This window comes from Streptomyces sp. NPDC058375 (assembly GCF_042723425.1).
Taxonomy (GTDB): Bacteria; Actinomycetota; Actinomycetes; order Streptomycetales; family Streptomycetaceae; genus Streptomyces; species Streptomyces durocortorensis.
This window is the reverse complement of sequence record NZ_JBHXJG010000010.1, coordinates 1-12,839: the sequence shown is the minus strand read 5'-3', so window position 1 is coordinate 12,839 and position 12,839 is coordinate 1. Positions and strand designations below refer to the sequence as shown.

Here is a 12,839-nt window from a genome sequence, read left to right as displayed (position 1 = left end):
TCCTCTGCCGGGGATCCTGACGGTCCTGTCCGGCACAACGGTGACGGCACTTGCGCTATTCCGCCTGCCCATGTGGCCGGCGGGCACACCCGAGAGGACACTGTTTCCATGACTGACGCAGGGAAGACCTCCGAAAGCCCGGCCTACGACGTAGTGGTCATCGGCGCAGGTCCGGTGGGAGAGAACGTGGCGGACCGGGCCCGCGCCGCAGGGCTCTCCACAGCGGTCGTGGAATCGGAACTGGTCGGCGGTGAATGCTCCTACTGGGCCTGCATGCCGAGCAAGGCGCTGCTGCGCCCCGTCGTCGCCCGTGCCGACGCCCGCCGGGTGCCGGGACTGAGCGGAGCCGTGCAGGGCCCCCTGGACGTCGGGGCCGTCCTCGCCCACCGGGACGAGGAGACGAGCCACTGGAAGGACGACGGCCAGGTCGCCTGGCTGGAGAGCGTCGGTGCGGACGTCTACCGGGGTACGGGCCGGTTCACCGGCCCCCGGGCGGTCACCGTCACCGCCCCCGACGGCACGGAGCACCGGCTCACCGCCCGCCACGCCGTCGCCGTCTGCACCGGCACCCGGGCCGTGGTCCCCGCCCTCCCCGGCATCGAGGAGGCCCGCCCCTGGACCAGCCGCGAGGCCACCAGCGCCAAGGAGGCCCCCGGTCGGCTCGTGGTCGTCGGCGGGGGAGTCGTGGGCGTCGAGATGGCGACCGTCTGGCAGGCGCTGGGCTCCGAGGTGACCCTGCTGATCCGGGGCGGCGGCCTGCTCCCGAAGATGGAGCCCTTCGCGGGCGAGCTGGTGGCCGAGGCACTGACGGAGGCCGGGGCCACGATCCGTACGGGCGTCTCCGTCACAGCCGTCCACCGCCCCGCACCCGACGGCCCGGTCACCGTCGAGCTGGACGACGGCGACCGGATCGAGGCGGATGAGATCCTCTTCGCCACCGGCAGGGCCCCGCGCACGGACGACCTGGGCCTGGAGACGATCGGCCTCGAACCCGGCTCCTGGCTCACCGTGGACGACAGCTGCCGCGTCGAGGGCACGGACTGGCTGTACGCGGTCGGTGACGCCAACCACCGCGCCCTCCTGACCCACCAGGGCAAGTACCAGGCCCGCATCGCGGGCGCGGCGATCGCCGCCCGCGCCCTGAAGACTCCCCTGGACACGGCCCCCTGGGGCGCCCACGCGGCCACCGCCGACCACGCGGCCGTCCCCCAGGTCGTCTTCACCGACCCCGAGGCCGCGTCCGTCGGCCTCACCCTCGCCGAGGCCGAACGCGCGGGCCACCGCGTACGCGCCGTCGACTACGACCTCGCCTCGGTCGCCGGCTCCGGCCTCTACGCCACCGGGTACCGGGGCCGCGCCCGGATGATCGTGGACCTGGACCGCGAGATCCTGCTCGGCGTCACCTTCGTCGGCCCGGGAATTGGCGAACTCCTGCACTCGGCGACGGTCGCGGTCGCGGGCGAGGTCCCCATCGCCCGGCTGTGGCACGCGGTCCCGGCGTACCCGACGATCAGCGAGGTGTGGCTGCGGCTGCTGGAGACGTACCGCCGTTGAGTACCAACGGTGGAGACGCGGATGCATGGTCTGGCTCGAAGCATGATCGAACGTCCTTCCGGCGGTTGTGGTCGCTGCTTTGTCGGTGTCCGCCGCTTGTCCCAGATGTCTGCAGCCACCAGCTCACCGGAACGTCACACGGCAGATCGGCTCGACACCGCCGGGCACGATTGCAAGATCACCTCTTCCACTTACCTGCAGGAATGGTGCCGGTAGCCTTCCAGGAGACAGTACCTAGGTGAAGAGCTTGCGGGCGTTGTTCGAAGTCGTTGCTCGCCAGTTCGGAAGGCTCGCTTCCAACAGCTCGTCGACGAATTCGAGACGCAATCGGGTGGGCTCTGCCCGCGTCCAGCAGTAGTCGCTGCCGAAGAGGATCTTGTCCGGTTGGGCGACGGAGCTCAGTGCGGCGAGGTGCTCGGGCCCGATGTTGCCGGCCAGGTCGAAGTAGCAGTCACCGAGCAGCTCCTGCACCGTCCGGTTCTGGGCCAGCCCGCCTCCTTGCAGGAACATTTCGACGCGCATCGCCAGCAACGGAAGCACACCGCCCACGTGAGGCAGGATCAGTCTGATATTGCTGAACTCGTCGATGAAGCCGTTGGCGATGTACGAGACGACTGATCGCGCGGTGTCGAAGAAGAACTCGATCATCGGTCGCGGCCAGCCCTGATCGATGAGCTCGTGTTCCGGTGGAGACGTGGGATGAAGAAGGACCACGGCGTTGCGCCGGTCGAGCTCTTCGAGAATCGGACGACTTGCGACGCTGCCGAAATACGTTCCGCCGGCGTTCGACATGACGATGAAGCCGTCCGCGTCGAGATCGTCGAAGGCGCGGGTGATTTCGTCGAGCGACCCGCCGACGTCGGGAATCGGAAGACTGGCGAACAGTCCGAACCGGTCCGGGAACGCCGCCTTGGCCTCGGCGCCCGCGTCATTGACCTGCCGTGCCAGCTCGCGAGCGGCGGCGTCATCACCGAAGTGGACCCCCGGGGAGGACATCGACAGATAGGACTTGCCGATGCCGCACTGGTCCATCAGCTCGATATGCGCGTCGGGCGTCCACGAAGGCCAGTAATCGGCAGGCATGCCATCGGCCATCAGGTGTCCAGCAGCCTTCGCGCTCGCGATGTACTCCGCGGTCGTGTAGTGGGCGTGGACGTCGACCAGCGGTGCGTCGTCAGACATCGGAACCTCGTTTTCTTCATCGTTACGGATGGGCCGTCTTGTCACAGCAGACCAGCCGTAGTCCAAGCCTTCTTCGGCCGCCTTTTCGCTCCGCAAGATCGTGTTGGGTTTCGAAGGCCACCGGCACGTCCTTCTGCCGGCTCCGGTTCGTCACGTCGGCATGGACCCAACGTGCCTGTTCACCGGTTTCTCCAGACGAGTCAGCCCTCTTGTGGCACCTGGGCCTTGGCAGGTACGGCTGCTTTGGAGAAGTGGAGCGCCGGATCGACGACGCCACTTTTCCGCAGCAGCGCCACATCTCCGCGCAGGTCGACGGAACTCGTCCACGGCCGTCGGTCACCTTGGTGAGGGAGCTGGTTCACGCTGCGCCGGACGTAGCCGGACGACAGGGCCATCAAAGGGCGACGCGGCATCAGGGGATCGGCGAGCATCGGACGGCAGATCTCGTGCCCACGGGTGTCCATATGATCCAGCAGCATGCTGAAGTGCTCGCTGACGGGACCGATCTTCAAGGTCCAGGAGGAGTGGGCGTAGCCGAGTGCGTAGGTGAAGTTCGGTATGCCGGAAAGCATCATGCCTTTGAAGGTGACGGTGTCGGACAGGTGCGTCGGCACCCCGTCGACGGTCAGTTCGATGCCCCCGAAGGCTTGCAGGTTCAGACCGGTGGCGGTGACGACAACGTCGGCTTCGATCTCCTGTCCGGACTCAAGCCGGATGCCGGAGGGTGTGAAGGTGGCGATGCGATCGGTCACGATCGACGCCCGGCCATCGGCGACACAACGGAACAGGTCGCCGTCGGGGACCATGCACAACCGCTGGTCGAACGGGTCGTAGGGTGGGGTGAAGTGTTTGTCGACCGGGTAGCCCGTCGGCAGCTGTTTGCGGATCTGCCGTTTGATGAACCGCCGGGCCGCATTCGGGTATCGTCGGCACAGCCAGTAGATGGTCCGCATGCGACCGATGTTCTTGCGCCTCGTGATCGCGTAACCGCGCTCTGCGCCGAGAAAACGCTGGAGCGCGTTGGCTATGCGGTCCCGGCGCGGGATCGGCAGCACGTAAGAGGGTGTGCGCTGCAGCATGACCACATGCTCGGCATCGTCCGCCATGGCAGGGACAAGGGTGACCGCTGTAGCGCCGCTTCCGATCACCACGACGCGTTTGCCCGTGTAGTCGAGGTGTTCCGGCCAGTGCTGGGGGTGCACGATCGTGCCGCGAAACTGATCACGGCCCTCGAACTTCGGCGTGAATCCTTCGTCGTAGCGGTAGTAGCCGGCCGCGGAAAAGATCCAGGACGCCGACAGCTGGACGCGCTCGCCGGTGTCGGTACGCTCGACGTCGACCGTCCAACGGGCCGCGGACGAGGACCACGAAGCGCGCACCACTCGATGGTGGTAGCGAATATCGCGGTCGACTCCGTGCTCAGCCGCCGTCTCGCGGAGGTACGAAAGGATCTGTGGTGCGTCGGCGATCGCTTCTTTTTCGCGCCACGGCTTGAACTCGTAGCCGAACGTTTGCAGGTCGGAATCGGAGCGGATACCGGGATAGCGAAACAGGTCCCACGTGCCGCCTGCCGCACCACGGGACTCCAGAATGGCAAGCTTCTTCGCCTCAAGCAGCTTCTTGACGTAGCACGCTGTTCCGATGCCGGACAGACCCGCTCCGATGACGAGCACATCCAAGTGCTCCACGACTGGCTGCGAATCGGCCATGGGGTGGGCCTCCTCAGGGTGGTCTCGGTGAGCCTGTGATCCTTCGACACGAACAAGGATTGCCGCCCTCCGAGACGTTGCACAGGCGCAAAGTGCACTGCGATAATCTTGAAATGGTGCATAGCGCTACACCGGCTACGTCATGGCCCGCCGTCTCTCCACCTGTCCGGGAACTTCTGCGGCAGGCGTCGGAGCGCGTGCTCGCCAGTCGCGATGAGTGGGTGGATCTGCTGCACGCTGCGTCGTTGAGCCGTCAGCGCATGCGCGCGGCGACCGAGGACCCGGCGCTGTTCGCGTCGACGCGGCGGTCGAGTCTCGCTGACGTGCTCCGCTGGTCGCTGGCCAACGTGCACCACCCCGGCGACCCCGTGCCCACGATTTCTGCGGCCGAAGCGGCCGAGATCGCCCGTAACCTGGTACGCAGCGGCATCGATGAGCGGGGGCTGGAGGCGTATCGCGTCAGTCAGAACGTGGCCTGGCAACTGTGGATGCCGATCTGCTTCGACCTGACGCGCGACCCGGCTGAGCTTCAGGAACTGCTGGAAGTGTCCTGGTTGTCGATGACGACGTTCATCGACGACACGGTGGCTGCCGTCTCCGTCCGCATGGAGACCGAACGCGCTGAGCTCCTCCGTGACGCACAGGCGGAGCGGCGGGCCATCGTCACTCTCCTGCTCGAAGGGGCACCGGTCGCGTCGGCCCGCGCCGAGGCCGAACTGGGATATCCATTGGGCGGTTGGCACACCGCGGCCATCGTATGGAGTGACGCGTCGAGTTCATCAGGTGAACTGGAGGCTGTCACCGAGGCGGTCATGCGCATGGCCAGGGCCACCCGTCGCCTGACGATCGCGGTCGGTGCCTCCGCGCTGTGGATCTGGCTTCCGGCCGCCGACGTGCCCGCGTTGGCGCAGATGTCGGAGGTACTGAGTGACAGCCCGCATGTCCGTGTGGCGTTCGGGCGCCCCGCGACCGGGATCGACGGCTTCCGTCGCAGCCATTTCGACGCGGTCGCCACGCAGCGGATGCTGGCCCGACTGGACTCGCCCCAGCAGGCCGCTCGTTACGAGGACGTCCAGCTGGTCGCGATGCTGGCCAACGACCCCACCCAGGTGGATGAGTTCCTCCGCGACACACTCGGCCGGCTCCTGCATGCGGATATCGAGATCCAGCGCACCGTGGACACCTATGTGCGCGAACGATGCAATGTCACGGGGACCGCGAAGCGCATGTTCACCCATCGCAACACGGTGATTCGTCGGCTCGGCCAAGCCGACGAACTGCTCCCCCGGCCCCTTGCGGAGAACGTCGTGTCGGTGGCCGCGGCCCTGGACGTACTGCGGTGGCGACAAGCTGAGTGATTCTCGCCCGAACAGCCCTCGCCTACCTGCATGGCGAGGGCTGTTCGGGCGGGGGCGTACCGGCGGCAGCGCGTACGCCGTCCCGGTCGGCGCGCCTGCCATCCGTGTTCGAGCGTAGGACGGCCGGAGTTCAGAGCCCGTCCTTCCTTGCGCCGTTACGGGGGGCGGCGTCCGTGGAGGCGTGCTGCTTTCCGGCTTCGGTCTTCTCCTGGCGGTGTTGGCCGCCGGCTCGGCGGCCGGGCAGAACGGCCAGGACGATCAGGGTGCCGACGGCCATGATGATGCCGCCGATCAGGCTGGTGTGCGCCACGCCGTGGGCGAAGGACTCGTTCACCGCGTCGACCAGGGCCCGGGCCTGGCCGGGACCGCCCTCGGGGGTCTTCGCGATCTGTTCGGCGACCGCGATGCCACCGCCGACGGAGTCCTTGGCGGTGTCCAGGATGGTGGACGGGAGCAGTCCGCCGACCATGTCGCCCAGTTTGTCCTTGTAGGCGGTGCCCAGCAGGGAGCCCAGAACGGCGATGCCCAGGGAACCGCCGAGTTCCAGCGAGGTGTCGTTGGCGCCACCGCCGACGCCGAGTTCGGATTCGGGGAAGGCGTCCATGATCGTGTCGGTGGCGGGGGAAACGCTCAGACCGATCGCGAAGCCGAGCAGGAGCAGCGACGGCAGGAAGTCGGTGTACGTCGAGCCCTTGTCGATCTGGGCGAGCAGGAACACGCCCACGGTGCCGAGGGCCATACCAGGAATGATCATGGCCTTGACCCCGAGCTTCGGGGTCAGTTTTCCGGTCACCGCGGCACCGACGAAGACCGCTCCGGCCAGCGGCAGCAGTCGCACGCCGGTCTCCAGGGCGTCGTAGCCGAGGACGAACTGAAGGAACTGCGTGGAGTAGTAGATCGATCCGAAGGTGCCGAAGAAGAAGAACAGCACCGCGATCATGGAGCCGCTGAAAGGGCGCAGCTTGAACTTGCGGACGTCCAGCATCGGGTGCGGGTGCCTGAGTTCCCACAGGACGAAGACGGTGAGACCCACTGCGGCGACCACGGCCGCGGCGACGGGGCCGGCCCCCCAGCCGAAGTGCGGGCCCTCGATGATGGCATAGACCAGAGCGCCGACGGAGACGATCGAGAGCAGGCCGCCGACGTAGTCGATACGGCCCATGGCCTGGGCCTTGGAGGGCGGGACCAGGGCCAGCGCGCCCAGCACGGCGACCACCGCGATGGGGACGTTGATCAGGAAGGTCGAGCCCCAGGAGTAGTGCTGGAGCAGCCAGCCGGCCACCAGAGGGCCCACCGCGATGGCCAGGCCGGAGGTGGCGGTCCAGGCCGTGATGGCCCGGGTTCGCTCGTTTCTGGGGAAGGTCGCCACCAGCAGGGACAGTGTGGCGGGCATGACCACGGCGGCGCCCACGCCCATGACGGCGCGGGCGGTGATGACCAGGCCCGTCTGGTCCACCAGGCTGCCCATCACCGAACCGCCCGCGAAGATCAGCAGGCCCGTGATGAGGGCGCCGCGGCGGCTGTACTTGTCGCCGAGCGACCCCAGCACCAGCATCAGCGCGGCGTAGGGGACGGTGTAGCCGTCGATGACCCACTGCAGGTCGCTGCTGCTGAGCTCCAGGTCCCGGGTCATGTCCGGAGCCGCGACGATCAGGGACGTATTGGCCATGACCACGATCAGCAGGCTCAGGCACAGCACGGCAAGCGCCCACCAGCGCCGCGGATATGGGCCGGTCATCCTTTCGACCGGCGTGTTCGCGAAGAGGCTGTTCATCGCCCCTCCATGCCGAAGTGGGTTTGTTTCGGGATGAGTTCGGTCGGGCTCATGGAGGTCTCCGTGCGATCGCCGGCACGGCGATGCCGGCCCGGCTCGGCGGTGTCGCCTGGTACGGGATCAGCATTTTCTTGACGCCGCCGAAGCGCGGCCCGTACGCCACGGCGGGTTCCCGGGCCGAGCGCGTCGTCCGGAAGGTACAGAGCACCCTTCCGTTCTACGCCGCCCGAGGGGAAGCTCACGGTCGTGATGCTCATTGCGCCCTCCTGATGTCCGGGCCGGGGGACGCAGGCATCGGTTGCCGCGATGGGGGCGGGCCCCCGGCACCGTCACTACGAGTTGAGCATTTTTGCTCACCTCGTGCAAATTGAAGGGGCTCGGAGTGTGTAAACATGAGGTGGTGAGGCTCCCTGACTCTCAGCACCCGGAACCGGCGCCCGGTCGCGGCCGGTCCCTACGGGCCCGCGAGCGGAACCGGCTGGCGATACTGACCGCTGCGCAGAACGTCCTGTCCAGCAATCCGGACGCCTCCATGGACGACATCGCGGAGGCCGCCAACATGGTCCGCCGGACCGTGTACGGTCACTTCTCCACCCGCCAGGACCTGATCGCCTCCGTGGTGCGGCTCGGGGCGCAGGAGCTGATCGCGTACGTCGGGGAGGTCGACGTGCACGCCGACGACGCGCCCGCGGAGATGGCGGGGTTGATCCTGCGCACTTGGGGTACGGCGAGTCGGTTCGGCCCGGTCATCGAAGTGGCGCGCCGCGGTGCCGCAGATGCGCTGTTCGCGGCGATGGAACCGTTCAACACCACCGTCGCCGCCCTGATCCGCCACGGCCAGGAACAGGGCGCCTTCCAGTCACCCCTGGACGCCGACCTGCTCGCTCACCTGATCGAGGCCTGCTCCCTGACCTTCCACGCCGCCCAGCAGAAGGGGGTCTGGGACGGTGACGAAACGGACGTTGCTTACAGCCAGTTGCTCACCCTCGGCGTCCCTGCGGCCAAGGCCCGCGCCACCGTCGACCGGGCCGCCGCCGCGCACCCCACGGAGGCACTCATGTAGACGTTGAGCCCCCGGGGCGCCCCAGGGCGCACGCTGTCGTGACCTGGCCGCACCCTGGCCCGTCCGCCGCACCGACGATCAGGGCATCATCGCCGTACGGACGCGGCGCGGGCGGGCCAGCCAGTCGGCGAGCGCCGCATACGCCCTCTGCCGCACCTCGGTGCGGGAGAGGAAGACGTCGTGGCGGGCGCCCTCGACGGGGACCACCGTGGTCTCGTCCCCGAGACAGCCGGACCAGCGGGCGATCTGGCGTACATCCAGGATGAGGTCCGCCCCGTCGCTCAGGTCCGAGAGGCCGGTGGAGAAATGGCTGCGGTCCGAGCGCAGGATCAGCGACGGGACGCCGATGTCGAGGCCGCGGTGGAGGGCGGCATGGCCGCGGCGGACGGCGTTGAGCCAGCCGATGCTGACCGGATAGCCCTGGAGGGGTTTCAGTCCGAGGTCCCAGTCCCATTCGCCTCTGCGGCTCTTGTGCAGCGTGTCGCCATAGGGGCTGCTCGGGAGGGGCAGAGTGCGCATCGGCACCACTCGTGCCGCCGCGCGGAGGATCTGGGTGATCGGGCCCCGTAGCGCGGTGCTGCCCTGGAGGTCGAACCAGGGGCTGTTGAGGACGAGCCCGGAGATGTCGGGCCCCGTCATGCCGGCCGCGCGGCGCCTGTCGAGCCAGAGCGGAAGGATCAGGCCGCCGGTGGAATGGGCGGCCAGGAGGATGGGCAACCCCGGGTGTTCCGCGGCGATGGCATCCAGAGCCAGATTCAGCTCCTGGTCGTACAGTGTCAGGTCGCTGACGTAGTGGGGCGTCTGGCCGGGCCTGCGGGCGCGGCCGCACTTGCGCAGGTCCAGGGCGTAGAAAGCATGAGACCGGGAGGCATAGAACTCCGCCAGATCGACCTGGAAGAAGTAGTCGGTGAAGCCGTGGACGTGCAGGACTGCTGCCTGCGGCGGCTCAGCGCCGGCCGCGTCTCCCGTCCTGCGGACCAGAACCGCCTTCGCCCTGCCCTCCCCGTCCGGATCCGGGCCGAGGTCGAAGGTGTGGTGGTGGTATCCCTCCAGCGCATCCGGCTTCCAGTCCAGCACCGTCGTCACGACATCACACTCCCATCCGTGTCAGGCGCTGCGCAGGGGCGGCCACCAGGAGTCCGCGCAGCGGCCTTATGTCCATTGCGTACTGCATCGAAGGCAGCCGCGACGCCCGACGGCCCCGTCGCGACCGCAGGTCGAGCCCGGCGGCGAGCGCGAGGAGTTTGCGGGCATGAGCGTCATTATCCGGAGACCGGTCTGGGATCGACCAGGGGCGAAGTGCACAAGACCACCGGACCAGGGAGGCGAAATGCCTTCCCGTAGTTTCGCTCTCGCCATGCTTTGACCGCCCCGCCCCGCCCCGCCTCGCCTCTTCCGCGGAGGGCCACGGCGACTGCGAGACGCCCTTCACACTGTGGAAACGCGGCCCAATGTCGCGCGTGCCGTCCGATCGAGGCGGGCGACTTGAAAGGTTCAGGAGCGGGTACGCGGCATCGCGGCTGCTTGGTGCAGCCGACTGGGACGGGGCTGCAACGGCTGACAGTTGCTGACGGTTACGTGAGCCGAAGAGGCAAGGAGGAGGTCACCACGACCACTATGCGGAGCAGTGCTGCGTACGAGATGACCTCGGGTGACATCGGTCGTGCCCGCGGCTTCGTACGGGAGTTCCTCTCCACGGGTCAGTCGCTGCGCGCATGGACGGTTTCGGGGCGAGCGGCGGACGTCGCGCAGCTGGTGGTGAGTGAGCTCGCCACCAATGTGTGCAAGTACGCTCCGGGCCCGTGCCTCCTCGATGTCGTATCCGACGGCACCGTGCTGAGCATCTCGATGTGGGACTCGGGCCCGGTTCTGCCCTCTCCCTCGCCCGCTGATCCGAACCGGGTCGGGCAGCACGGCCTGGAGCTCGTTCTCGCGGTCTGCCAGAGCTTTGAACTCCGTCGTGAAGCTGTCGGCAAACGCGTGTGTGTACAGATTGCCCTGCAGGACAGCGCCGACAAGAGCCCTTCGGGCCGGACGGTCTGGTAGGCCCGCCTTGACAGTCCCGCCCGACAGTCCCGCCCGCCGGCGAGAGTTGGCGGCGCGGGGTACCTGTGCAGCCACCGGTACTTCTGCTGCAAGCTGTGGACGCCCCGGAGATCGCCGATCGCCAGAACCCCGTGCGCGAGAGCTTCTGCTACTTTCTGATCGGGCTGGACGGCAAGCCGTTCGTCATCCACGACGCGGCACGAGATCCCCGGACCCGGGAGCACCCTTCGGTCGGGCCCATGCACATCGGTGCCTGGGCCGGTTTCCCTCTGCTCTCACCGGACGGTGACGTGCTGGGGAGCTTCTGCGTCATCGACGACGCTCCTCGGACCTGGTCCCAGGGGGACCTCACCACGCTGGAGACCCTGGCCCGCTCGGTCTCCGCCGAGCTCCACCTGCGGCAGTCCCTGGAAGCAGCCGAGCGGATCCTCCGCCACACCGCCGAGCTCGCGCGCTCCCTCCAGGCGGGGCTCCTTCCTCCGGTTCTGCACCCGGTGGCGGGACTGGACGTCGCCGCGTCCTACCTCCCGGCCTCGTCGGGTGCCACCAGCGGCGTCGAAGTGGGCGGGGACTTCTACGACCTCTTCGCCATCCGCGGCGGCGCCCACGCGGCTGTTCTGGGCGACGTGTGCGGAAAGGGCGTGGAAGCCGCCAAGGTCACCGCCCTGGCCCGCTACACAGTTCGCGCGAACGCCACCCGCCCCCTGCCACCTGCCGCGCTGCTCAGCGAGCTGAACGCCGCCATGCTCGACCAGCGGGCTCCCCGGTTTCTCACAGCCGTCTACACCGCCTTCCGCCTCACCACGACCGGGTTGGCCGGCCGTATCAGCCTGGCCGGCCATCCTCCGGCGCTGATCCGCCGCGCCGACGGCCGTGTCGAGGAGCTCGGGGCACCGGGAACACTTCTCGGCGTCGTGAAGGACGTCGAGCTGACCGACGTCCGGTTCCGTCTCGCCCCGGGTGACCTTCTCCTGCTCTACACCGACGGCGCCTGCGAAGCCCGCCCCCGCCCCGGCCGCGCGCCCGGATCGGGACAGCTGGTCTTCGGCGAGGTGGAGCTGGCCGCCGCCCTCGCCGGCACCACAGGGCTGGACGCGGCGGCGACCGTGGAGAGCATCAGCAGCGCGCTGGCCGCCCATCACGACGGCTGGGCCAGCGATGACACCGCTCTGCTCGCTCTACGCCTGCCCACCCCCCTGGGGCCTGTCGCGCGGTATCGGTGAGGGGCGCCCCAGGCCAAAGCCTGCTGATCCTCGAAGCCGTCTTCCGGGATCCGGATTTCTACGTGCTCACGTTACGCGGGGCCTCCTGTGACGACGAGGGTGGTGTTCAGGCCGCCTTCACCCGCGCCATGCTGTCAAAGCTCCCTCTCATCGTTGATCTCGGAGCTCTGCATTTCGGCGACGAGACGCTCCTCGGACACCTGATCAAAGCGCTCTCCCGCTGCCCCGTTCTCCTTGTCGGGCCCCTAAGCGCATCCTTCCAGCGCCGCCTGGACACCACCGGCGCCGATGCGCTCTTTATCGTCCTGCCCACCCTGTCCGACGCCTAGGCCGAACTGTCCGGCACAACACCGGCCCTCCCGCCCCACGCCGTCGCGGCAGACATGCCCCCGGTACGTGACCCCGGCTCACGGCGGGGGATACTGCCCCGTATGTCGACCCACGAACACAGGCAGAGCAGCGTGCCACTGGCCGTCATAGCGCCCCGCGGCGAATTCGATCTGGACTCCCTCCCGCCCCTCGAAGCACAGATCGACACGGTTCTGGCCAATCACCCCGGCGTGGTCCTGGACGCCAGCGGCATCACTTTCGCCGACTCCATGTTCCTCAGGCTCCTCATCGCCACCCACCAACGCACCGATCTGCGGATCGCCGCCCCTTCCGAGACGATCGAGCGCCTGCTCGCCGTCGTCGGCGCGGATGCCTTCCTCCGTGTCTACCCCACCGTCGACGAGGCCCAGAACTCGTGACCCCCGGCCGATAGCCGTCCCGTGCGGCATGCTCTTGCGCCCTGACGCCGCGCCGACGGCGATCGAGATCACCACGTTCGCGGTCACGGGGCAGCCGAAATCACGAGGTCGAGGCAGCGCCGTTGCGGAGCGGGCGGCGGCTTGATCCCCGCTCGGGCGGTCCGGGGCCGGTGGCGGATGC

General features: G+C 68.3%; 12 protein-coding genes. 7 read left to right on the top strand and 5 right to left on the bottom strand.

From position 1 onward, the window contains the following. Window positions 1-108 precede the first annotated feature (108 nt). The gene (locus ACFWM7_RS03450) at window positions 109-1,554 is read left to right on the top strand and encodes a dihydrolipoyl dehydrogenase family protein (protein ID WP_383254518.1); all 1,446 of its coding nucleotides are present in this window, start codon (window positions 109-111) and stop codon (window positions 1,552-1,554) included. Window positions 1,555-1,788: 234 nt separating this feature from the next. On the opposite strand, the gene ACFWM7_RS03445 is transcribed toward ACFWM7_RS03450, so the two are convergent. Further along, window positions 1,789-2,736: an amidohydrolase family protein gene (locus ACFWM7_RS03445; RefSeq protein ID WP_383254516.1), complete on the bottom strand. Its 948-nt coding sequence runs from the start codon at window positions 2,734-2,736 to the stop codon at window positions 1,789-1,791. 200 nt (window positions 2,737-2,936) lie between these two features. Then, entirely contained in the window at window positions 2,937-4,445 is a 1,509-nt protein-coding gene (locus ACFWM7_RS03440; RefSeq protein WP_383254513.1) for a flavin-containing monooxygenase, read from the bottom strand. Between the two features lie 221 nt (window positions 4,446-4,666). On the opposite strand from ACFWM7_RS03440, the gene ACFWM7_RS03435 reads away from it, so the two are divergent. After that, window positions 4,667-5,803, top strand: coding sequence for a PucR family transcriptional regulator (locus ACFWM7_RS03435; protein ID WP_383254512.1), 1,137 nt, complete (start codon window positions 4,667-4,669; stop codon window positions 5,801-5,803). A 130-nt stretch (window positions 5,804-5,933) separates the two neighbouring features. Here the strand turns inward: ACFWM7_RS03435 and ACFWM7_RS03430 are convergent, their stop codons facing one another. Continuing rightward, window positions 5,934-7,541: an MFS transporter gene (locus tag ACFWM7_RS03430; RefSeq protein WP_383254510.1), complete on the bottom strand. Its 1,608-nt coding sequence runs from the start codon at window positions 7,539-7,541 to the stop codon at window positions 5,934-5,936. Window positions 7,542-7,573: 32 nt separating this feature from the next. Continuing rightward, the gene (locus tag ACFWM7_RS03425) at window positions 7,574-7,834 is read right to left on the bottom strand and encodes a hypothetical protein (protein WP_383254508.1); all 261 of its coding nucleotides are present in this window, start codon (window positions 7,832-7,834) and stop codon (window positions 7,574-7,576) included. A 143-nt stretch (window positions 7,835-7,977) separates the two neighbouring features. Here ACFWM7_RS03425 and ACFWM7_RS03420 point away from each other — a divergent pair, with 143 nt between their 5' ends. Beyond that, window positions 7,978-8,640: a TetR/AcrR family transcriptional regulator gene (locus tag ACFWM7_RS03420; protein WP_383254506.1), complete on the top strand. Its 663-nt coding sequence runs from the start codon at window positions 7,978-7,980 to the stop codon at window positions 8,638-8,640. A gap of 78 nt (window positions 8,641-8,718) precedes the next feature. On the opposite strand, the gene ACFWM7_RS03415 is transcribed toward ACFWM7_RS03420, so the two are convergent. Continuing rightward, a complete protein-coding gene (locus ACFWM7_RS03415) occupies window positions 8,719-9,726 on the bottom strand; it encodes an alpha/beta hydrolase (protein ID WP_383254504.1) in 1,008 nt (335 codons plus the stop codon). 531 nt (window positions 9,727-10,257) lie between these two features. Between ACFWM7_RS03415 and ACFWM7_RS03410 the strand changes: the two genes are divergently transcribed. The 4 genes from ACFWM7_RS03410 to ACFWM7_RS03395 all read left to right on the top strand — a co-directional run bounded on the left by ACFWM7_RS03410 (window position 10,258) and on the right by ACFWM7_RS03395 (window position 12,658). Next, window positions 10,258-10,686 (top strand): ATP-binding protein, encoded by a 429-nt coding sequence (locus ACFWM7_RS03410; protein WP_383254605.1) that lies wholly within the window; start codon window positions 10,258-10,260, stop codon window positions 10,684-10,686. A gap of 95 nt (window positions 10,687-10,781) precedes the next feature. Continuing rightward, window positions 10,782-11,909, top strand: a complete 1,128-nt coding sequence (locus tag ACFWM7_RS03405) for a PP2C family protein-serine/threonine phosphatase (RefSeq protein ID WP_383254502.1) — start codon at window positions 10,782-10,784, stop codon at window positions 11,907-11,909. Beyond that, window positions 11,906-12,238, top strand: a complete 333-nt coding sequence (locus ACFWM7_RS03400) for an anti-sigma factor antagonist (RefSeq protein WP_383254499.1) — start codon at window positions 11,906-11,908, stop codon at window positions 12,236-12,238. The genes ACFWM7_RS03405 and ACFWM7_RS03400 overlap by 4 nt, the downstream gene beginning before the upstream one ends. A 102-nt stretch (window positions 12,239-12,340) precedes the next feature. Then, window positions 12,341-12,658, top strand: a complete 318-nt coding sequence (locus tag ACFWM7_RS03395; RefSeq protein ID WP_383254497.1) for an STAS domain-containing protein — start codon at window positions 12,341-12,343, stop codon at window positions 12,656-12,658. Window positions 12,659-12,839 lie beyond the last annotated feature (181 nt).

Coding starts and splice junctions, on each gene's coding strand:
- ACFWM7_RS03450 (WP_383254518.1), top strand. CDS start 109: ATGACTGACGCAGGGAAGACCTCCGAAAGCCCGGCCTACGACGTAGTG.
- ACFWM7_RS03445 (WP_383254516.1), bottom strand. CDS start 2,736: ATGTCTGACGACGCACCGCTGGTCGACGTCCACGCCCACTACACGACC.
- ACFWM7_RS03440 (WP_383254513.1), bottom strand. CDS start 4,445: ATGGCCGATTCGCAGCCAGTCGTGGAGCACTTGGATGTGCTCGTCATC.
- ACFWM7_RS03430 (WP_383254510.1), bottom strand. CDS start 7,541: ATGACCGGCCCATATCCGCGGCGCTGGTGGGCGCTTGCCGTGCTGTGC.
- ACFWM7_RS03425 (WP_383254508.1), bottom strand. CDS start 7,834: ATGAGCATCACGACCGTGAGCTTCCCCTCGGGCGGCGTAGAACGGAAG.
- ACFWM7_RS03410 (WP_383254605.1), top strand. CDS start 10,258: ATGCGGAGCAGTGCTGCGTACGAGATGACCTCGGGTGACATCGGTCGT.
- ACFWM7_RS03395 (WP_383254497.1), top strand. CDS start 12,341: ATGTCGACCCACGAACACAGGCAGAGCAGCGTGCCACTGGCCGTCATA.